This is a genomic window from Microbulbifer zhoushanensis (genome assembly GCF_021729055.1).
GTDB classification, from domain to species: Bacteria; Pseudomonadota; Gammaproteobacteria; order Pseudomonadales; family Cellvibrionaceae; genus Microbulbifer; species Microbulbifer zhoushanensis.
Genome location: NZ_JAJSAO010000003.1, coordinates 1 through 22,038, shown reverse-complemented (window position 1 = coordinate 22,038; position 22,038 = coordinate 1). Strand labels below are relative to the sequence as shown.

The window sequence follows — 22,038 nt, the reverse complement described above, 5'->3', positions numbered from 1 at the left end:
TGCTGGCGGCGCGTTGTGTCACGTTTTCTTGCCGCATCAGCAATGTCTATATGCCCGTGCCGTGGTTTCTATCCTACTGCCGAAATTCACAGTAATGTGAGCCACTACGCGGCTCGGAGTCGCGACATTGTTCGAATATCCGAGATTTGACCTGCCTCACATTTGCCCGCCCCCCGATTGCCATACAATCTCGCTGACCGAATGCCCCTTCAATTATGGGGTTTCCAGCGGCCCTCGCGGGTCTGCGACATCATCGACGCTCGTTGTCAGCGGTAGGGTCAGAGGTAGGTATCATGAGCAGAATTCTAAAAGTGACAGTATTCATGCTGCTGGCGTCAGTCGGGTATGCCCAGGATGTGAGCCGGGACGATATTCGCGGACTGGACGAGCAGATCCAGGATGTTAAGAAAGATGTGATTGGCCTCACAGCAGAGCTGTCCCAGCTGGAAGAAAAGCTCCTTTTCCCCTCCAATACCCAGGCCTCCTTCTTCGTTTCCATGGCGGAGCCGCGCAACTTCAACCTGGAATCCGTCCAGCTGAAGCTTGGCGGCGAGGTGGTGGCACATCACCTCTATACTTTCCGTGAAATCGAGGCCCTGCAGAAGGGTGGCGTACAGAAAATACACGTTGCCAATGTCCAGTCCGGTAGCCATCCGCTGCAGGTGCGCTTTATTGGCAAGACTGATTCCGGCCGGGAAGTAACGGGTGAGGCTAGCTACGCCGTCGAGAAAGAGGTTGGTCCCAAGTTTGTCGAGATCAAGATTGCCGGTTCCGAGTCCGCGGTCAACTTCAAGGACTGGTAAGCATGTTTCCCCGTCTGCTACCGACCCTGATCGGCGCAACCCTGGTGTCGCTGGCGGTTGTTCCTGTTGCGAGCGCGATTGACCGATCCCAGGATGACCTGAAAGACCTGTTCTTTGGTGCGGCCATGTACGAGGCCTACCAGGACAACTACTTCGATGCGATTGTCGACCTGGATACGGAGATCCAGCAGTACCGCCGGCTCGACCAGCCTGAGCTGGATCCTTTTACGGCCCACTATGGCCAGGCCGCATTCTCTGTTGGTGACCTGGAGTTGTCCTATCGGATGCACCAGGAGGCCGGGCGTGCGATCGAGGCCGTTCTTGAGGGCAATGTACCGCAGCCGGTTCGCAACGAGGCCGCCTATCGCCTCGCACGGATTCACTATCACAAGCAGCAACCACAGAATGCACTGCATGCCCTGCAGATGATCGAGGGGCGTGTGCCCGAGCGCGTACGTGCCAGGGAGCGTTTCCTGCGTGCCCGCGTTTATATGGAGCTGGGCCGTTTCACCGAAGCGGTAGAGTTACTCGAGGACCTGAAAGGTGAAGAGGAGCTGGCCGGCTTCGTTGAGTACAACCTGGGCATTGCCCTGCTTAAAGCAGGTGAACAGGCGGAGGGGATTTCCGAGTTAACTGCCCTGGGTAAGCGCCGCAGCTCCGACAGCGCCAAGCAGGCCCTTTATGATAAGACCAACCTGATGCTGGGTTCCCGGCTGATGGAGGCCGGTGAGCTGGAGCTGGCCCGGCCCTATTTTGATCGCGTGCAGCTCGACGGTCCGTTCTCCAATCGGGCGCTGCTCGGCGCCGGCTGGGTGGAGGCGCGCGCCGGACGCTACGATCGCGCCCTGGTCCCCTGGAAGATCCTGCAAAAGCGGAAGAAAACCAATGCGTCGGTTCATGAGGCCCTGCTGGCCGTACCCTTCGCATACGGCAAGCTGGATGTGCACAGTACAGCAGCAGTGAACTATGGCCATGCACTGGATATTTTTGGCAGCCAGGTCGATACGCTTACCCAGTCCATCGAAAGTATCCGCGAGGGAAAATTCCTTGAAGCCCTGCGCCGCAAGGAGGCTGACCAGGTCAAGAACTGGGTGGTAACGCTGCGCAGTATCCCCGGAGCGCCGGAAACCCACTACCTCCTCGACCTGATGGCTTCGAATGATTACCAGGAATTCCTGCGTAACTACCAGGACCTCAATGACCTGTTTGAGCGTAACGAGGAATGGCTGGCAAGCCTGGCAGCCTACGAGAACATTATCGCCCTGCGCCGCGGGTACTACGAGCCACTGCTGCCGGGCCTGGACAGCAAATTCCGGGCGCTGGATGCCCGTATCAAGCTGCGGGTCGAGCAACGGGATACCTTTGCCCAGCGGATTGACCAGATGCTGGTGAGCCGTCGACCCGAATTCCTTGCGAAAACATCCGAACGCGAAAGCCTGCGGCAACTGGAGCGTATCCGCTCGACAATGGCAGCGCGGCCGTCACTGGTCAGCGAAGAGACCGAAGACCGTGTGGCGCGCCTCGAGGGCATACTCGAATGGCGCCTGGCCTCGGAGTATGACGCCCGCCTGACCGAAGCCTACAAGCACCTGCAGGAGCTGAACACCGAGATCGAGGAGCTGCAGGAGGTTTACAACTCCTATGTCCGCACCCGCCAGGCGGCCACGCACAGTTACGTTGGCTATGACGAAACAATCCGCTCGCTGCGGAACCGGATCGAGCGAGTGCAGCCGCGGATTGAGCAGCTGATGGCCCGCCAGGGCACCATGCTCGAGCAAATGGCTATCAATGTCCTTGAGCGTCGTCGTGCGCAACTGGAGGAATACCAGATCAAGGCCCGCTTCGCCCTCGCTGACAGCTATGACCGGGCAAATGAATTGCAGGAACAGCGCGCTGACCAGCGCAAGATCGAGCAGTATCAGGCCGAGCAGGCAGACCAGCCCCGGCAGGAAGATAGCCCGGAACAGCCCGCTGATGGTGAGCCCCTGCCGCAGGACACGCCGCCAGAGCTGGAGCCCGGATCCGCCGATGAGGAGGCTTCGCAGTGAAGGATGCCCGAGCCCTGACCGTTAACCCGGTTGCCCGTGCGATCCGTGCACGCCAGCCTGGCAGCACCGCCGGTGCCGCCCTGCTGCTGGCCCTGCTGGGCGGTTGTGCGGTGAACGACAGCCAGACCATTGGCAGCCTGCAGAATGTCGATATCGAGATCAAGGAAGAGCGGATCGATGGCAGCCTGGAGAAAGCTCTGGCCAGTTACCAGAAGTACCTGCAGGAAACGCCGGAGACCGCCTTTACGCCGGAGGCGATCCGCCGTATCGCCGACCTGAAAATCAAGCAGGCGCACCGGGCCGAGGCCCGCTCGCTGGGTGAGGATATTGCTGCCTCAGGGGGCGAGGGCAGTGGCGCACCAGTCTCGATTGATGCTCAGGGCCGGCGCGAGGGCGGGCGCCTGGCTGCGCCGGAGACCGCTGCAGCTCCCGCTGCCTCCGGTTCGTCCGCGACGGCATCCGGCATCGCCTCCCGTGGCGATGAATCTGACCTGGCATTTGAGGCGCGGGCCACGGCGGGAGTCGATATCGACACCGACGACGGTCCGGTGGCGGTCCCCGGTGACAATCCCGACGCGGTGCTTGCCGCCAACGCTGCCGAGGCGATCGGCCTCTACAAGCAGCTGCTGGAAAAATATCCCCTCTACGAACGCAACGACCAGGTAATGTACCAGCTGTCCCGGGCCTACGAGGAAACCGGGCAGATTGACGAGGCCGTCGAAGTCCTGCGCCAGATGGTGGCGAAGTACCCGCAGTCCCGCCACAGCGATGAGGCCTACTTCCGGCTGGGCGAATATTACTTTATCCGCAAGAAATACCTGGATGCCGAGGAAGCCTATGGCAAGGTGATCGCCATGGGGGAATCGTCGAGTTTTTATGAGATTTCGCTCTATAAGCGGGGTTGGGCCTTCTTCAAGCAGGAGCTGTATGAGCGCGGCCTGGATGACTTTGTCGCCATGCTCGATTACAAGGTCTCACAGGGCTACGACTTCGAGCAGCAGAGCAACGACGTCGAGCGGAAGCATATTGAGGATACCTTTCGCGTCGTCAGCCTGAGTTTCTCTTACCTCGGCGGTGCAGAATCCATCGTGGAGTACTTTGAGCGTGAAGGCTCCCGCGGTTACGAATCCTATGTCTATAGCCACCTGGGGGAGTACTACCTGGACAAGCGTCGTTACCAGGACGCTGCGGAGGCTTACGACACTTTCGTGGAGCGGAATCCCCTCCATCGGGTTGCGCCGGATTTCTCAATCCGGGTGATCGAGATTTACCAGAAGGGTGGTTTCCCCCGCCTGGTACTGGAGTCGAAAAAAGCCTTCGCAAACACCTACGCACTGGAGGCTGAGTACTGGACTGTCTTCGACGTCAATGAATATGACGAAGTCATTGAGTTCCTGCAGGCCAACCTGATCGACCTGGCCGGCCACTATCATGCTGCCTACCAGGACAAGCGACTCAAGGATAAAAAAGCAGAAAACTACCGTGAGGCCATTCACTGGTATCGCAGTTACCTGAAATCCTTCAGCGATAAGCCCAAGGCCCCGGAAATCAATTTCCAGCTGGCCGGACTGTTGCTGGAGAATCGCGATTTCCATCAGGCCGGTGTCGAGTATGAACGCACAGCTTACGATTACCCAGCGCACAAGAAGTCAAGTGAGGCGGGGTACGCTGCGGTGTATGCCTATCGTGAGCACCTGGGCAAGAAGCTCAAGGATGCGTCCCCGGAGAAACAGGCACCGTTCCAGCGCGAGATTATCCGCTCTTCCCTGAAGTTCGCCGAAACCTTCCCGAAGCACAAGGACGCCGCCAAGGTTATGGTGGGGGCAGTCGAGGACCTGTACAGCCTCAGGGATTACCCGCAGACCATCGAGCAGGGCAAGTTGTTGCTCGAGCGTTTCCCGGGAGCCAAGCCTGAGATCCGCCAGTCGGCCTGGCTGTCGATCGCTCATGCGTCGTTCGAAACCGAGGCATTTGTGGAGGCCGAGGCTGCTTACGGACAGGTGCTGGCATTGACACCCGCAGACTCCAAGGACCGCGCCGGTTACATTGATAACCTGGCGGCGTCGATCTACCAGCAGGGTGACCTGGCCCGGAAGCAGGAGGACCACGCGACGGCTGCAGCGCACTTCCTGCGTATCCGCAATGCGGCACCAGGTGCGACCATTCTCGCGACTGCCGAATACGATGCGGCCGCCTCCCTGATTGTGCTGGAAGACTGGATGCAGGCAGCTGCAGTCCTCAAAGGCTTCCGCCAGCATTTCCCGCAACACGAGCTGATCAGGGAAGTCACCAAAAAGCTGGCAGTGGTCTACCAGGAAAGTGGCCAGCTGATGCTGGCGGCGGCAGAATTCGAGCGGATTGAGCGCGAAGCTGAGGATGACGATGTCCGCCGAGAGGCGCTTAACCAGGCTGCGGACCTATACAGTGCGGCCAAGCGCAATGACAAAGCCCTGGAGGTCCTGCGTCGTTACGTGAAACTGTTCCCGACCCCGATGGAACCTGCACTGGAGACGCGCCAGAAGATTGCTGAGCTGCACAAGGCGGCCGGCAACCAGGGTGCCTATATGGATGAGTTGCGCCAGATGGTGCGTATTGAGGCGCAGGGTGGCAGCCAGCGCAACGATCGCACCCGTTACCTGGCTGGCAACGCTGCTCTGGTTATTGCCGAACCCACTTTCGATGCCTTCACCCAGGTCAGGCTGGTTGCGCCCATCGAGCAAAACCTGAACCAGAAGCGCGTACGCATGAAAGCGGCTATCGCCGCCTATACCGACCTGATTGATTACCAGGTGGCGGATGTTACCGCCGCGGCAACTTATTATCTCGGTGAAATCTACCTCCATTTCAGCAAGGCACTGAAAGAGTCCGAGCGCCCGAAAAACCTCTCTCCCCTAGAACTGGAGGAGTACGAGCTGGCTCTTGAAGAACAGATTTACCCGTTTGAGGAGAAAGGTATCTCCGTCCATGAGAAAAACATGGAGCTGCTGGGTATGGGGATCTACAACGACTGGATCGAGAAGAGTATCGGCCAGCTGGCGACGCTGGTGCCGGCGCGCTACGCACGGCCGGAAGAGGCAGGTGAGTTCCTGCCCACCATTGTCCCCATCCCGGAGATTCCGGAAGCGGAAGCCGGCGATGAGGCCGACGTAGCCAGCTCCACGGCAGATGCACCGGCAAGCGGAGACCAGGAGTCGTGATGGTCGCGGGCACTGATAGCTGGCGGCCACTGGCGGCACGAGTAGAGGTAGGGAATTCATGAGAAATCTTCCAGTCAACATGCTGGCCCGAACCGCGTGCGTTGCACTGATGCTCCTTCTGGGCGCCTGCGCGGGCGGGCCTGCCAAGACCGGCAAGGTCACGGACTACAGCAAGGTCCGTGTAGCCGGTGGCGTGAGCAAGGACTTTGAGGAGTCCCTGCAGTATCTGAATGCCGGGGAGTACCAGCAGGCAATCGAGCTGTTGAACGAGGTTATCGAGCGTGAGCAGCGACTTCCCGCTCCCTATGTAAACCTTGGGATTGCTTACTATAAAACCGGAGACCAGAAGCACGCTGAAGAATCATTTCTCAAGGCGCTGGAACTTGATCCCGGGCACGCTGCCGCCAACAACGAGCTGGCCGTGCTGTACCGCAAACAGGGCCGCTTTGAAGAGGCTCGCACTATTTACACCAACGCCATCTCCAGTAATCCGGAATACAGTCCGCTGGTGAAAAATTTAGGCATTTTGTGTGATCTCTATCTGCAAGATCTCCAGTGTGCTCTGGCACAATTCAACCAGTATCTTCAATTAAATCCGGATGATCAGCAGGTGACCATCTGGATGGCGGACCTCAAGAGGAGGGCTGGACGATGATTTCCCGTAAATTCTCCCCCCGCTTTCTTTTCCCGTTGAGCATAGCTTGCCTCCTGGCTGGTCCCGTGGCCGCGCAGGAAGAGCAGGCCGAAAAGAAAGTGGATACCAAGGTGAAGCAGCTGTCTGGTATTTCCATTATCGGTAACAAAGAGGCTCCCAAGTCTCTTTACATCGTTCCGTGGAAGAATTCCGAGGTGGGTGTGGAGACTGAGCTGGTATCCAGCCTACTGGACGACAGCCTGCAGCCGCTGGATAAGGAAGTGTTTGCGCGTGAGCTTGAATTTTACGAGCTCAGCCTTTCCGACGAATAAAACCGGCCTGATGTGCACGGATTGCCTGTCAGCCTTTCTGTTTAATTAAAATCGAAGCTTACCGCAGTATTTTCAAGAGGGTTAGTGATGGACTTTTTCAACAGCGTAATCGCGTTCTTCCAGACTGGTGGTGCATTCATGTACCCCATTCTCGTGGTGTTCGCGCTGGGGGCCGCGGTGGCCGTTGAGCGCTATATCCGGCTTGTCTACGAGCGGCACACCAACCGCGCCATGTGGGACAAGTTACAGCCCGTGCTGACCTCCGGTGACTTCGACCGGGCCCGTAACCTGGTCAAGCAGGATAACTCCGGTGTGAGCAAACTGCTGTCAATGGGGCTTGCCCGCCAGGGTGCCGTGCGCCGTCGTGAGGACATCGAGATCGCGATGGAAGAGAGCATGATGGAGATTATCCCGCAGCTCGAGAAGCGCACCCCATATGTGGCCCTGTTCTCCAACATCGCTACGCTGCTGGGCCTGCTGGGTACCATTATGGGCCTGATCGAGGCGTTTACCGCAGTAGCCAATGCCAACCCGGCGGAAAAGGCCGACCTTCTCTCCGCCAGTATTTCTGTGGCAATGAACACCACCGCCTTCGGCCTGATGGTGGGTATTACCCTGTTGATCGTTCACGCCCTGCTGAACTCACTGACTGGTGAAATCGTCGACAGCCTGGAAATGGTGTCTGTCAAGGCCCTTAATATCATCTCAATCTCTACGCGTCGCCGCGGTGAGGTCAAGCCGGACGAGCAGCAGGCCGATAGCCAGGAAAAGGCTGTTACCGCCGATGCTGGAACCGAGGCTGCTGCAGAAAGTGAAGCAGCGGCAGAGACCGATACGCCCGAGCAGGAAGAAGAAGTAGCGGAAGTGGAAAAAGCGTAATGAGAAGAAGGCGCCACGGGAGAGATAAAGAAGCTCCGGAACTGGACATCACCGCCTTCCTCAACCTGATGGTGGTGCTGGTGCCGTTCCTGCTGGTGTCGGCGGTCTTCTCGCGCGTCACCATCATGGAGCTCAATATGCCGTCCGGTGCGGGCGGTGGTGCACCGGACGACCCTACTGTCACGGTAGAGGTTGTAGTTCGCCAGGACCGTCTGGAAATCAGTGACGGCGAGAAAGTCATTGCCCGCTTCCCCAACCCGGGGCAGGAAAGCGAGTCCCCGGAGGGATCCACAGGTGAGCAAGCGCCTGTAGCAGATGCCGGGGAGGAAGAAGCTAGCCTGCGCCAGACCGAAGAGGTCTACGACCTGGCCAAGCTCAGTGCGTTCCTGCTGAAGATCAAGGGTAATTATCCTGAGAAGACCGATGCTATGGTGCTGCTGGAACCGGACATCCCGTACGAGTACCTGGTCGGTGTCATGGATACGATTCGCGGTGCGGAAGTTCGTCGTGAGGGGAGCGACCCGAGTGATCCGGAATCTGTTGAGCGGGTTGAGCTCTTTCCGGATATATCAATAGGAGATGCCCCGTGAGACACGAAAGCCGACGCATGAAACGCATGTCCCGGAGCCGTCGACGCAAGACGCCGGGTATGAACCTGACATCACTGATGGATGTATTCACCATCTTGGTGTTCTTCCTGTTGACCAACACCTCCAGCAACGAGGCGCTGGATCCCCCGAAGGTGATCACACTGCCGGATTCGGTGGTCGAATCCAGGCCACGTGAAACGGTGACACTCATGGTCACCGACAAGGAAGTGCTGGTTGAGTCCAAGCCGGTAATGAGTACCGAGGACCTGATCCAGAGTGAGGAAACGGTTGTGGAAGCCATCAAGGAGGCGATGGCAGCAGAAATGGGTAAAGCCCTGAGTGTCGCCAAAGCTGAGGCGCAGGAGGCACAGGAAGAGGGTGGAGAGACCGTTGCTGAAGGTGGTGAGGAAGTACCGGCAGAACCTCCGGAGGTCAATATCCTCGCGGACCGGGCGATTCCCTTCAACCTGTTGAAAAAAGTGATGTCCAGCTGTACCGAGGCCGGCTATACGCGGATTTCTCTAGCGGTCATTCAGAAAGCATCTCAGGGTTAATGGAAGTTCGTGAGTAAATTAGATCAACAAAAGCAGGCGGTCAGCGGCGAGCTGGAAGAGGTACGCCGGCGGATTCGCGGACTGGAAGGCGAGCAGAGCCAGGTCGAGGCGAAGCTGGCAGACCTGGTTGCAGAGTCCGAGCAGTACCAGCTGCTGGCCGATATTGCGGAAAAGCTCCAGCGGCTGGATGAAACCGGTCACAGTGAGATGTTCTGGTCTGATGACTTCAGCCAGAGTGCCTCCCGTGCGGTGGTTGATCGTGTCCAGCGAAAGGTCAGCGTCTACGAAACCAACCTCGAGATGCTCGAGGAGCGGCGTCGGCGGATCCAGGAAAAGATCGAACATTACGAAGAGGATATCCTCGAGCTCGATGACCGCGCCGAACAACTGCGCCGAGCGGAAGAGGATGCTAAGTTCGAGTTCGAGGTAACCCGCGACCTGGTGCTGTCCGACAGTCGCGTACCGGTGATGCCCTGGCATACCCAGAGCGATGACGACAAGCGCTTCCGCCGATGCCTGCTGGTATCCCTGTTGCTGGCCCTGTTCCTGGGTTATGGCATACCGCTGTGGACGGTCCCCGAGCCGGAAGATGATGTGGTGGAGATTCCCGAGCGCCTGGCGAAGCTGGTGATCGAGAAGAAAAAGAAACCCAAGCCTCCGCCCGAGCCCAAGAAAAAGGAAGAGAAAAAGGACGAGAAGAAACCTGAGCCCGAGAAGCAGAAGGTAGCCAAGGAAGAACCCAAGCCCGTCAAGGCGGAGAAGAAGCAGGCCCGCAAGAAGGCTGAGCGCTCCGGCGTGCTGGCGTTCAAGGATAACTTCCAGGACCTCATCGAGGATGACCTCGACAACCGCCTCGGCGAGCGCACCCAGCTCAGTACCGCGGGTAAGAAGGAAAATCGCAGCCAGCGTTCCCTGATTACTGCAGCGGCCAAGAGCGACAGCGGTGGCATTGCCAGTGCCAATATAAGCCGCAATGTCGGTGGTACCGGCTCGTCGATGGAGGGTGTCGCCTTCTCCCGGGTTGAGAGTTCCATTGGTAGCGAAGGTGACTTCGCCGGCGAGGAGCGTCCGCTCAGTGATGGTACCGGGCCTTCCCGTACGGACGAAGAAATCCAGATCGTCTTCGACCGTTACAAGGCTTCCCTGTACCGTATCTATAACCGGGAGCTGCGTAAGAACCCGGCCCTCCAGGGCAAGATGGTCCTGAAATTGACGATCGAGCCGGATGGTTCCGTGTCTGCCGTGAGTGTCGAGTCCAGCGATATGGACTCCCCGGCACTGAACAGCAAGATTACGGCGCGGGTGAAGCGGTTTAACTTCGGTCCGAAGGCCGGGGTGCCAACCATCACCATCCTGTATCCGATCGACTTCCTGCCGGCGGGCTGATCCCGCCATCGGCCCTTCTCCTCATTTGAGGAGAGGGGCTTTCCACTTTTGCGAGTCCTGTTCCCAACATGTCCTGGATCTGCTACTCGCCCTCAGTTTGCGCAGCTCATGGCTTCCCTGGCCGTGAGAACTGTGTGGCAAAGTTATTGAAAAGAATTCTACAAAATCCAACTTAGACCTGCTTCACGGCTAGTTTGTTCCGCTACGACTAAAGTGCGCCGCACCGGGCAGGGTGTGCCCGGCGTCCGTGGCTTGCGGGGAGCGGACAGCAAAATAACTTTCCGTTAGCACTTCTAAGGGATAATGATGTTGTTTCATGTGGTCAGTCGAAATTCAGTCAAGAGAACGCTCGGAAGTCTATTCCTGACCTGCCTGGGCTTCGTATTGCCCTCGGCCCCGGCGCTGGCCGACCACAACTGCCCAGTAATCAACCCCGATAATCCCGCCTTTTTCAGCATCGTTGACCATCGTTTCTCGCAGAGCTGGTGCACGCTCTGCGGTGATGGCCAGGTCACCATTGAAGTCCGTGTTCCCAACGGTATCCGTGGAAATAACCAGCATATCGAGAACCTGGTGGTGACAGAGAATTTCGGTGCGACCGGGCTGGAGTATATCCCCGGATCTACATCGGTCAGCAGCGGCCTGGTCCTCGGCGAACCCTCTGTATCCGGCAATACCATTACCTGGGATTCCTCTGACCTTTCGGCCCTGGCCCAAAGGTTTGAAGGCAGCACAATGACGATCACGTTTGGGGTGCGCAGTCGGGATGAGCAGGAAGAGGATATCGTCACTGCTAACAGGGCAATCGGCGCTTCAGTCTCTTTTGACTACTGTAATTTCCCCAGGGAGACTGACCAGGATATTGTCGAGCTGGATCTGCGAGAACCTATTCCCCAGCTGGACAAGCGTGGCCGGAACGTCGATGCGCGCCAGAATAACTATACGAATACTGTCTATGGCAATATCAATGATGACGTTATCTGGCGGGTTAACATCCAGAATGCCGGTGATGCCGCCATGCAGGATGTGCGCTTCGATGATCTGATGTCTGATCCCAATATGGATATCAGCCATGTTTGTCCGACCGAGGGGGCGGCTCTTACCATCGCCAACAATAATGGCTCAGGCTCCGGTGCTGGCTGTGTCGCCGCTTCGAATAGCATTGGGAACTTTGAGGTGACCTCTCCGTTTGGAAATGGCAGCACTGATCCCAATGGGGCCGAAGTTGATGTGTCTGTAGGCGGCAGTGTCAATGTCTACATCGTCGGTAAGGTCAACAGCTCTTGCAGCAACGGGACCAACACCGTGAGCGATTTTGAGTGGGGCTGTGAAATCGATGGCAACACCGGCGTTGGCGGTATCGACCAGACTTCTGGCGGTGGTGGACCCTACAGCGACACTGCGCAGATGAGCACGGTCTCGTCCAGCGACCTGACCATCATCCGCAATATCACTGGTACCAATACGGGCCAGCCCCTGGGGGCCAGCGGTTTTGTCACCCTTACAGTCCGGAACCTGACCGGCGGAACGGTGAAGGATATCGACTTCACTAATGATTTGCCGGAAGAATATGTTGTGGATACCACATACGTACCGCAGATTCTGGCGATCAACCGAGGCGTGGGCCATCCCGGTAATTACACCGGATCGTTTGCAGGAATGGTGGACACGCTGGAGTGGCGCGTCGGTCCAACCTGGAATCAGTGGGATTCTGATCCCCTACAGAACAATGCCCCTGAGTTTCGCCTGCTGAGTACTACCCAGAATCCTGATTATCCCGACCAGCAACATATGCTTAGGCATGGCGATGAAATCGTGATTCGTTTCCGTATAGTCACCACCGAGCCCGATTTCTATGACAAGGCCGCGAACCTGGATGTCGACGAAGAGACGGCCGGAGATAATACTGATCCCAACAGCAATATTACTCTCGCTCAGCAGAATGTCGTTACAGCCAACTTTACCGACTTCTGCTCTGGAACAGTCCGCACCCAGGTGGAGACCGACAATGTTACGCCGGACCCTGAAGACCTTGATGTAACTACTGTTTTCCCCCTTTATATCGTGCGGGATAGTGGCGCGTCCCCTCTGACAGTGGATGTGACTAACAATGGTGGTCACGAGGCTGATGACTACTTTGTCTACATCTCCTTTGGTCAGGCCATGACGGTATTGGGCAACGACCGCAGCTGTAGTGCGGTTGGCTTTCCTCCCGCACACCCTGTATGGAACGATCCGGACTACATACCTGCGTCCGCGAGCGTCTATCGATGCACCGCTGCCGACCTTGGTGTGATTCAGCCAGGCGGAACCGAGCGTGTGGTTTTCCAGGTAGAAAAAAATCATGGTGCGATGGAGGATGACCTGACCTTCCGCGCTGACGTGATCGGTGAGATCACGCTTAGTGATGGGACTAGCCTCGATTTTCCCGAACCTGCCGACCTGAACGGAGATCCAGGTACAACTCCAGGTAAACAGCTTGCGAATAATTACAGTCTGGATGGAGTTCGAGCGCGCGTACTCGGCTTCAATCTGGTCAAAAAGCTGAGCGGCCAGTGTACAGAGCTCAATGAGCCTGGTTTCGCCAATGATGACGTGATTATTGGGGAAGACTGTAAGGTTGAGCTACAGGCCGGTGGCTGGTTTGGCTTTGAAACTCCCGGGTACACCCTAATTGAAGTCAATTCAGTATCTTTCGGGGATGACCTGCCGGATGGGCAGGGCTACATTTCTGACAATGCGCTGGCCTGTAATGATGTGGAGCTGCCGGACATCGCTTCCCGCTGTGTTGACCTGAGGGCCAGCAACGCGATAACTGAGCTCGGCGGACTGAATACTGCGCTGAGTGAGGTGGACCCTCTGTGGCAGGTGGCGGGCGAAATTGACCAGCGGGACCGCTGGTTCCTGAATGATCTCACCACTCGTCTGCTGAATGACCCGGTGGACACCGTCGCGGCCCCAAACCAGCATGCTGCCGCCAGTACGGACTTCGCGCGAGCGGCCTTCACCGCGGTATTCGAGACTGAAGGCGTGCAGGAAACCGTAGTGGTGGATAACACTGCGGGGGTTCCGGCTGATATTCCCGGCTATCCGCCAGAGGAAGACTGGCGGGTGGACCTGACGGTGACTGAGCCTTTCCTCGAGGTGGAAAAGCAGGTGTGTAATGAGGCCCTGTATGGCCTTGGCACCAGCTGTAGTAATTTCGTCAACCTTACAGACGAGGGACACCGTGACCAGACTTATATCTTCCGCCTGCGGGTGAGCAATCGGGCGGCAGACAATGGTGTGGGTCGTTCCCCTGCCTATGATCTGGTTGTCAATGATACTCTGGATGCATCCGGACAGATGTGTGTCGAAGCGCTGGATGCCGACGGTATCGACAATGATGGGGACGGTGTTTCAGAAACCATCACCGGAGACGACGGCCTTGTGGGCCTGTCGGCCAACCAGAATGACTATGATCCCTCTGTTCACTGTGGGGAGAATGGGTCTCCGGCAGTTATTACCTTCTCTTATAACCAGTCTGCAGCACTTGAGCGCCTCAATCCCGGTGAGACAATAGACCTTTACTACCGGGTCAAGCCGCATCCGACTGTCGCACCGCAGCAGCTGTTCACCAATACTTTCTTCGCTCTCTATGACAGCCTGAAGAGTGACTTCGGCAACCAGAACTCCCCGCAGATCGATAGTGACTCTGATAATAACGGCACTGCCGACGGTGCTCCGGAAGCCGGTCGAGCTCGCCATTATCGTTCGGCCGTTGCCGAGGCGCAGATGCGTATTATCGAGGTCCAGGCGCAGCCCAAGGCTGCACTTGCATTGTCCAACAGTGCAGCCAGTGGAACGAGCCGCGATTCAGCGGTAGTTGGTGAGGAGATCCATTACCAGTTGACCACACAGATCCCTGCAGCGAAGTTGCGAAATTTCGTTATCAGGGATGAGCTGCCATCGGGAATGCGTTGTACGGATGCTCCGGTGGTTGACCTGGACGCTGCACCCTACGATGCCGCGGGCTTTATGCCGGGAGGAGAGATTACTCCCACTTGTACGAGTACCGGTAGCAACGACTTTGTTGAATGGAACTTCGGCGACCAGGAGCTCACGACCGTGAGCGGAAGCCTGTTTGATTTCCAGATCGAATTTTTGGCCCGGATAGAGAATAGTACTTTTACCAATGATGGCGACATCCTGGTGAACGGAGGTAGCGGTACTGTCGCGGATGCCCGCTATGTCGATGAGGGCGGCAATCTGGTTGTTGTGCCGTTCGAAGCCCATGAGGTGGAGGTACGGGAACCGCAAATTGTGCTGGCGAAGTCATTTGCCGTAGCTGAAAGTGATGCCGATGATGTACTGACGGTAACGGTGAGTGCAGAAAACACTGGATCGGCTACGGCCTACAACCTGCAGGTGCTGGACGACCTCACCGGCAGCGGGCTGGTCTATCTGGGTAACGTTGGCGGTAATGATCCGCCGGAGAACACCGATACTTCCAGCATCGGAGCCGACGCACCGATCTTCAGCTGGAACAGCGCCAGTTCTGGCTATGCAATTGCTCCTGGTGAGAGCCGCAGTTTTACCTTCGATGTTCGCGTGGAGCAGGGAGTTGAGCCCCATGAGATTCTCGATAACACCATCGAGGGGCGCTGGCAGTCTTTACCATCACGCGACGTCGCCCTCAATCCCGCGGGGCAGATTGGACCAGACGGTGCGGCCGATGGTATGCGAATTGGTGCCGTGCCTAATGCGAACGACACCATAAATGATTATGAAGCCACTGCCGCAGCCCAGACTGAGGTGCCGCCACTGGAAGTGGTAAAGACTGACCTGGATACCACGGTGGTGCCGGCGATTGGTGCCCACAAGCAGTTCCAGCTCGAGCTGCGCGTGCCGGAAGGAGTCAGTAACGGCGTGATCGTTACCGACCAGCTGGCTTCAGCGTCTGCAAGCTATGTCCTGGCACATAACTCAGATTACGACATCGATTACCAGTTTGTCGGAATTGACTCGATCAATGGCCAGGCGCCGGATGAATCAGCGTTCAATGCAATCCCGGCTGACAATACTTCCGGAAACGCTACCTGGGACATCGGCCAGGTGGATACCGCCAGCGAAGACGACTCTACCAGTGGCAGTATCGAGCCACTGATTCGTATCACTTACTTTGTCCGGGTTGATAACGAGCTGATCTCGACCGACGCCGGTGATTCCCTGCGGAACACTGCCAACCTGAGCTACGTTGATGGTGAGACTGGTGGTTCCCGGAGCGTTGGTGATGACACCGCAGCCGTCACTGCAGTTGAACCACAGCTTCAGGTCAGTAAGGCTGTGACCAATACTACGGGCGATCCCGGACTGGCCCAGGGGGGTGATGTACTGGAGTATGTGATTACCGTAACTCACAGTGGGTCCACGGCAGACGCCTTCGATCTCAACCTGGTGGATATCCTGCCCGGGGAAGTTGAACTCGATTCCTCGTTCACGCCCACTGCGACTGTGAATGGTAATCCTGTCAGTGGCTTCACCTCGACTCCGTCCGGGGTGCCGGGAGGCCCGCTTAATTGGGGGCGTGATAACGGTGATAACAGTTTGGATCTTCCGCTTGGCAGTACACTCGAGCTGACCTACCGTGCGGTGGTTACCTCGGTATTTGGCCAGCCGGTGGTAAATAGCGTGTTGTTGGACTGGACATCCCTGGATGATAGCGAGGCCAATGACACTTTATATGAGCGACATGGTATCGGTTGTCCCGTTATCAGTGCCCCCAATGATTACTGTGCCGGGCCGGCAGAGGCATCTATCAATACGCAAGACAATTCCGGCCTGCAGAAGCTGGTAGCTTCCGACAGTTATGATGATCCGGCGGACAGTACCTTGCGCGTCGGGGACACGGCAACTTATCAGCTAGAAATCGATGTCCAGCCGGGAACCACCAACGCTGTCACCGTCACCGATATGCTGCCCGCCGGTATCACACTGGAATCATTCACCATCAATGGTGACGATGTAGCGCCTTACAGTGACGGCGGTGGTTACAGTTACGCGGATATCGCGGCAGCGAGTGTCCCGGCAATCGGGGACACCGGATCGCTGGTCTGGAGCCTGGGTGATGTGACCCGGGAACTGGGCACCGCGACCCCCTTGGTGATCGAGTATGTTGTGAGAGTCACTGAGGATAGTGGTATTCCCCATACCGCCAGTACCCAGTTGGTCAGTACTGCCAGCTTGTCTTATACCGATGCCGCGGGCAATCCTCCGGCCAATGACCCGCGGCTGGAAAGCAGCGCTACAGTCACAGTGGTGCAGCCGCTGATGGACAACCTGCTCAAGGTCGACCGGGATGGTCGCGGTAGCCCCTACCTGGTGACGGACCTGGCAAATGATGTGATGAGATTCCGGCTGCAGGCCTGTAATACGGGCGACGCACCGGCGTACGGGTTGCAGCTGGCTGACGAGCTCGCCATGGAAATGGATGAATCGTCGATCGCAAACCTTGAACTTCGTCTTGACGGTGTCCCGCTTGATGCGGCTGACTACAGCTACACCTCACCGGCTGTGCGGGGCGGGGAAATGGTCTTCGCCCTGGCCACTCCGGTTGCACCAGGGCTCTGCCTGGAAATTGATTACGATATAGGTTTCTATACCGATGTAGGTGGTGGCCAGTCATGGGAAAATACCTTTACGGTAAATGAATACTGGTCATTGCCTCCCCGGGATGCACAGCGTTACGGGCCGGTGGACCTGCCTGCTCCCTACCAGATGTCGACTGCCCCTGCCAGTGTCGATCCCCTACAGAAGATCCTGCTGCAGCCGAGTGACGGCACCGCCGCTGTGGGTGAAGAAGTCGTATACCAGTTGCTGGTGCCCGCCAGCAACAGTGCCTCGGCAATCTATGACCTCGTTATAACGGATAACCTGGATTCCACACTGGAGATCACCAGTGTTTCTGAAATCAGTGGCAATAACCTTTCACTCGATGACAGCAACACCAGTGGGAATAGCCTGGATCTGCGCATCGACCTGTTGCCCGCCGGCACTCAGGCACAGATTGAGATCCGTGCACGGGTTGCCAACAATGTTGCCGCCCAGGCTGGTTACAGTTTTGAGAATGTAGCCAGTTACACCTATGCCGAGTTTGATGGTGGCCCGGCCATTGATGGCGGCGCGGGCAACTCCGGCCTGTTGACCATCATTGAGCCACAGCTCGTGCTGACCAAGTCCATCGACAATCTCGCTGGCCCCGGCGTCACCCCGGATGCGGGCGATATCCTTCGTATCACGCTGGAGCTAACGGAATCGGGCAGTGCAAACAGCTCAGAAGCGTTGGACCTGCTGGTGCGGGAGCAGCTGTCACCTGGCATGGAAATTGTTGCCGGTAGCGCTATATTTGCCGGTGCTGCGGTGACGGATCCCGTCATTGCCGGAGATGCCGCCACTGGCCAGGAGCTCACCTGGAATCGCAGTAACAGCAACCTTGATATTGGCATCGGTGGCACTGCAGAGCTGGTCTATGACGTTCGGGTAACTGACAGCGTACTTGCCGCAGCAGACTTGTCGTCGGCCAGTCGCATTCAGTGGACCAGCGTCGATGACGATAATACTGGTAGCCTGGAGCGCAACGGCACCGGCACACCGGCACTGAATGATTACTTTATTGATGGTGAAGTCGCGCAGCTGACCGCGGCCAATGACAGCACTATTGCCAAGAACCGACTCAGTGACAGCTTCGGTGTGGCAGATGAGCAGCTGCGTGTGGGAGACCTGATCGAGTACGAACTGCGTATCAATCTGCAGGAGGGCAGTCATCCCAGCGCGGTCCTGACTGACAACCTGCCACGAGGACTGGTTTTTGAAGGCACCCTGGCGGTAAACGGCGACAGCAGTGCCCCATTCTCCCCGGCTGGAGCATTTACTCACGCTGACATCGCCGAACCGGCGCAGTCAGGTGACCCGGCCGCAGGACCGACTACGGTTAGCTGGAATATTGCCGATCTGGTGAATACGGGGGATAACGACGCGAGCAATGATGAGTTCGTCATCCGCTATCTTGCCCGGGTCCTCAACCAGGATGTCCACCCCTGGCCGGCCAGCAACACGCCGCTGACAAACAGTATCGATTTTACGCGTGTTATTAACGGTGGCAGTGCCACCCTTGCGGGAAGCGAAACCCTGGACCTGTTGCAGCCGAACCTGTCCGTGGCCATTACATCCAGTCCGGCAGACGGCTCGACCCTGGCACCGGGTGATATTATCGATTATACGGCGACCGTGACCAATAACGGTTCTGCCCCCGCGTATGACCTGGTGTTCCGCGACCTGGTCCCGGCAGGACTGCGCCAGGGTGGTGTCACCGTGCAATCGACCGTCGTCAATGGCGTCGCCGTCGCCAACCTGGCCCCTGCCTATGATGCCACCACTGGTGAGGCGGTATGGGACTTTGGCGGAGGCACCAGCTACGCCATCGCACCCGGTGAATCCCTGCAGGTGACCTACCGTGTCCAGGCAGATGGTAACCTGGGCGCTGGCTTGTCGATTCAGAATGGTGCTTTTGCCGAGGTCTATTATTCGCTGGATGACGACGATCTCCCGGCTCTTTCCGGGGGGACTTCAGAAGTCGGCATGCGCGAGGACTATGGCCCGACCGCTCCTGTTGGCGTGCAGTTCAATACGCCCAGTGCCGAGGACCTGCTGATCGAGAACACCCAACCGACAGCCTCTATCGGCGAGCCCTTCGCCTATCGAGTCACTATTCCCGGTTCCACCCAGGGCGCCGCCCTGAATGACGTACAGGTTCTACTGGACCTGAACGACTCCGCAGCGGACCTTGTATTTGTTGACGCGATAAAGGTATCCGGCAGCCAGGATTTCAGTCCGGTAAACACTGGTTCGGAAACCGGCCTGGTGATTGGTGATACTGCCAATGGAATTGATGTACCTGCCGGTGAAGATGTAGTTGTCGATATTATTGTTCGCCTGCGCGACAGTAACCCCCCGAATGTCGATGGCCTGGATTTCACTAACAGTGCCACTTATCGCTATAACTTTGCGAATGATAACCCGGCTGCAGGGCAGGGTACCGGTGGTGGTAATACCACCACCGCAATGTCGGTGGTAGAACCAACTGCGTTGACACTGGTCAAGTCTGGGCCGGCCAGCGTTCAGTCCGGCTTGCCGGGTACGTTTGTGCTGGATGTTCACAACATCGGCACGGGCCCGGCGTGGGATATCAGTATCACCGATATCCTGCCCAACCCGAGTCAGGGTGGCATGTGCGAGGCCCCACCGGAGAGCTTCGTGGCGGAAATCGTGGATGCCGGGGGCAATCCGGTAACTTCACTGGCAGCGGGGGCCGATTTTATTACGGACTTCGATGCGGCAACCTGTGTGCTCAAGTTAACCACCACGGGTAATAGTGCCAGGCTGCCTTCGGATCACCACCTGCGCTTCAGCTACGAGGCGTTCCTGGATACCGACACACCGGATGGTGCCGACCTGGTCAATATCGCCGGTGTGGAGCACTGGTTTAGCTGGGACAGCAGTGCTCCGGATGCGCGTGAGTACGTCCGGCCGGCACCCACTGATGGCACCCCTGGCATACTGGACCATGAGGATGTATTTACCACCGTTGCCGCTGTGCCCAATGTGTCCTTTGCCAAGTCGGTGGAAAACATTTCCCGCGGTGATAGCCCTGCCATGGCGGCCAGCCCAGGCGATGTACTTCAATACACGCTGGTGGTGCGTAATCTCAGTGACCTCGATATCAGTGATATCGAAATTACTGATGAGTTGGACCGCCTCAATGCGAGCGCTCTATATCAACCGGGATCCCTGCAACTGGTTAGCGCTCCCGCTGGGGCCGATAGCTCGGCCACTAATGCTTCCGGTGGTGCAGCGGGCAGCGGTGTACTGGACGTGCGCGAGTTGCAGTTGGGTGCGCAGGGATCCGGTTCGGACCTGGCAGAAGTGGTTTACCAGGTAACGCTGGCTCCGGTGATCGACAATGGCACTGAGGTGCTGAACCAGGCCCGGGCCCAGCTGCCGGGGCAGGAGCCGATCGAAAGTGACGACCCGAATATCAATGGCGCGGACGATCCTGGCGTGGCTGGCGATGAGGATCCAACCCGTGTAGTGATTGAATCCGCACCGGACCTGGTGGTCGAAAAGACCTCATCGGATATAAGTGGCGATGCAGAGCTGCTGCTGGCCGGCGATACCCTGCGTTACACATTACGCGTCCGCAATAGCGGAAATGAAAATACCGGTGAGGCACTGTTGCGCGACCAGGTGCCGGCGAATACCACTTATGTACCCAACTCCACCAAGCTTAATGGCGAGGCGGTGGTGGATATAGGCAGCACGTTGCCTCTGGCATCTGGATTGCTGCTTGCCTCACCAGGAGCGGGAGACGGGGTATTGCTTGCCGACCCGGGCGGGTCGGGCAGTGGTGAGGCGGTAGTCAGCTTTGATGTCACCATCAATGACGTCAATGACGGAACCCTTATCTCCAACCAGGGCTTCCTCACCGGCGCGGGAGCGGGCAGTGTTGCCTTTGACGAACTGGCATCCGATGATCCGGATACCGATGCGCCGTTGGACCCGACTATCGATATTGTCGGTGACGTACCGTTGCTGGTGGTGCAGAAGACTGTGGCAATCCAGGAAGACAACCTGACAGCGGGTATTGTCGATCCTGGAGATTCACTGCGCTATACCATTATCGTCAACAACATAGGCGGCGTGGATGCCACCGAAGCCGAGCTGACCGACCTGATTCCGGCCAATACCACCTACGTGGCCGGCAGCACTACCCTGAATGGCATCGCGGTAAGCGACAATGGTGGCGGTGAAGAGCGTCTCAGTGCAGGCCTTCCCATCTCATCCGATAACCTGACTCCGCCCCTGCCCGGTGCGGCCGAGGGTGTGATCAGTTCCGGGCAGGCTGCCACCATTGTTTTTGATGTCACGGTCGACGCCGGTACCGCGACAGGTACGGTGATCAGTAACCAGGGCAGCGTTGCCACGCTGGAACTGCCGCAGACATTAACCGACGCCGATGGAAACCCGGCCAACGGCGCCCAGCGGACTGAAGTGGTGGTGGGGGATGCGCAGCAGCTTTCCATCACAAAAGAAGTCGCCGTAGTGGGTGGCGGGGCTGCCGAAGCCGGGGCGAGGCTGGAGTACCTGGTGCGTGTGACCAATATCAGCGCCGTACCGGCTGGCGATATGGTGATCACCGACGACCTGCTTGCAGCAGGCGAGGGGGTACTCACTTACGTTGCGGACTCCGCCATGCTGAATGGCCATGGGGACGGTGTCTCGATAAACGGTTCTGTGATCACTGCCGACTTTGGCGCGAACTTCGGTGACCTTCCCGCAGGTGAAGAGGTTACCCTGCGCTTCCAGGCGCAGCTGGGTGCGGACCTGGAGATCGGCTACACGGTAGTGAACACCGCGATGGTCGAGTGGAATGACCCGGCGGATAGTGAGCAGGCGAGCGTTGCCATCGATGTGGGTGGTACTCCCGGTATTGCCAACCTTGGCGGCTACCTCTGGCGCGATATCGACTTCGACGGTGAGCGCGATGCAGAAGAACCCGTGCTGCAGAACTGGTCTGTAGA

The 22,038-nt window shown here is 57.7% G+C and carries 10 protein-coding genes; all 10 read left to right on the top strand.

The genetic code is table 11. The annotated features are described in order from the left end of the window. Nucleotides 1-293 precede the first annotated feature (293 nt). On the top strand, nt 294-803 hold the full coding sequence (locus LVD10_RS06345) for a hypothetical protein (protein WP_233006172.1): 510 nt from the start codon (nt 294-296) through the stop codon (nt 801-803). Between the two features lie 2 nt (nt 804-805). Next, nucleotides 806-2,851 (top strand): tetratricopeptide repeat protein, encoded by a 2,046-nt coding sequence (locus tag LVD10_RS06340; protein ID WP_237062511.1) that lies wholly within the window; start codon nt 806-808, stop codon nt 2,849-2,851. Next, on the top strand, nt 2,848-6,048 hold the full coding sequence (locus LVD10_RS06335; RefSeq protein WP_237062509.1) for a tetratricopeptide repeat protein: 3,201 nt from the start codon (nt 2,848-2,850) through the stop codon (nt 6,046-6,048). Before LVD10_RS06340 ends, LVD10_RS06335 begins: the two co-directional genes overlap by 4 nt. Before the next feature lie 58 nt (nt 6,049-6,106). Continuing rightward, on the top strand, nt 6,107-6,703 hold the full coding sequence (locus LVD10_RS06330) for a tetratricopeptide repeat protein (RefSeq protein ID WP_233006169.1): 597 nt from the start codon (nt 6,107-6,109) through the stop codon (nt 6,701-6,703). Continuing rightward, a complete protein-coding gene (locus LVD10_RS06325; RefSeq protein ID WP_237062507.1) occupies nt 6,700-7,014 on the top strand; it encodes a hypothetical protein in 315 nt (104 codons plus the stop codon). The genes LVD10_RS06330 and LVD10_RS06325 overlap by 4 nt, the downstream gene beginning before the upstream one ends. Before the next feature lie 87 nt (nt 7,015-7,101). Next, nucleotides 7,102-7,893: a MotA/TolQ/ExbB proton channel family protein gene (locus LVD10_RS06320; RefSeq protein WP_233006167.1), complete on the top strand. Its 792-nt coding sequence runs from the start codon at nt 7,102-7,104 to the stop codon at nt 7,891-7,893. Next, nucleotides 7,893-8,483 carry an ExbD/TolR family protein gene (locus tag LVD10_RS06315; protein WP_237062505.1) on the top strand — a complete coding sequence of 197 codons (591 nt, stop codon included), beginning with the start codon at nt 7,893-7,895 and terminating at the stop codon, nt 8,481-8,483. Before LVD10_RS06320 ends, LVD10_RS06315 begins: the two co-directional genes overlap by 1 nt. Beyond that, complete coding sequence (locus LVD10_RS06310; RefSeq protein WP_233006165.1) at nt 8,480-9,037, top strand: ExbD/TolR family protein; 558 nt, start codon at nt 8,480-8,482, stop codon at nt 9,035-9,037. The genes LVD10_RS06315 and LVD10_RS06310 overlap by 4 nt, the downstream gene beginning before the upstream one ends. 9 nt (nt 9,038-9,046) lie before the next feature. Continuing rightward, on the top strand, nt 9,047-10,423 hold the full coding sequence (locus LVD10_RS06305) for an AgmX/PglI C-terminal domain-containing protein (RefSeq protein WP_233006164.1): 1,377 nt from the start codon (nt 9,047-9,049) through the stop codon (nt 10,421-10,423). A 306-nt stretch (nt 10,424-10,729) separates the two neighbouring features. Then, nucleotides 10,730-22,038, top strand: an 11,309-nt coding sequence (locus LVD10_RS06300; protein WP_237062503.1) for a hypothetical protein, incomplete at its 3' end; no start/stop codon positions are given.

What these genes read in the sequence shown, in the direction of transcription:
- LVD10_RS06345 (WP_233006172.1), top strand. Translation starts at nt 294, where the DNA reads ATGAGCAGAATTCTAAAAGTGACAGTATTCATGCTGCTGGCGTCAGTC.
- LVD10_RS06340 (WP_237062511.1), top strand. Translation starts at nt 806, where the DNA reads ATGTTTCCCCGTCTGCTACCGACCCTGATCGGCGCAACCCTGGTGTCG.
- LVD10_RS06330 (WP_233006169.1), top strand. Translation starts at nt 6,107, where the DNA reads ATGAGAAATCTTCCAGTCAACATGCTGGCCCGAACCGCGTGCGTTGCA.
- LVD10_RS06325 (WP_237062507.1), top strand. Translation starts at nt 6,700, where the DNA reads ATGATTTCCCGTAAATTCTCCCCCCGCTTTCTTTTCCCGTTGAGCATA.
- LVD10_RS06320 (WP_233006167.1), top strand. Translation starts at nt 7,102, where the DNA reads ATGGACTTTTTCAACAGCGTAATCGCGTTCTTCCAGACTGGTGGTGCA.
- LVD10_RS06315 (WP_237062505.1), top strand. Translation starts at nt 7,893, where the DNA reads ATGAGAAGAAGGCGCCACGGGAGAGATAAAGAAGCTCCGGAACTGGAC.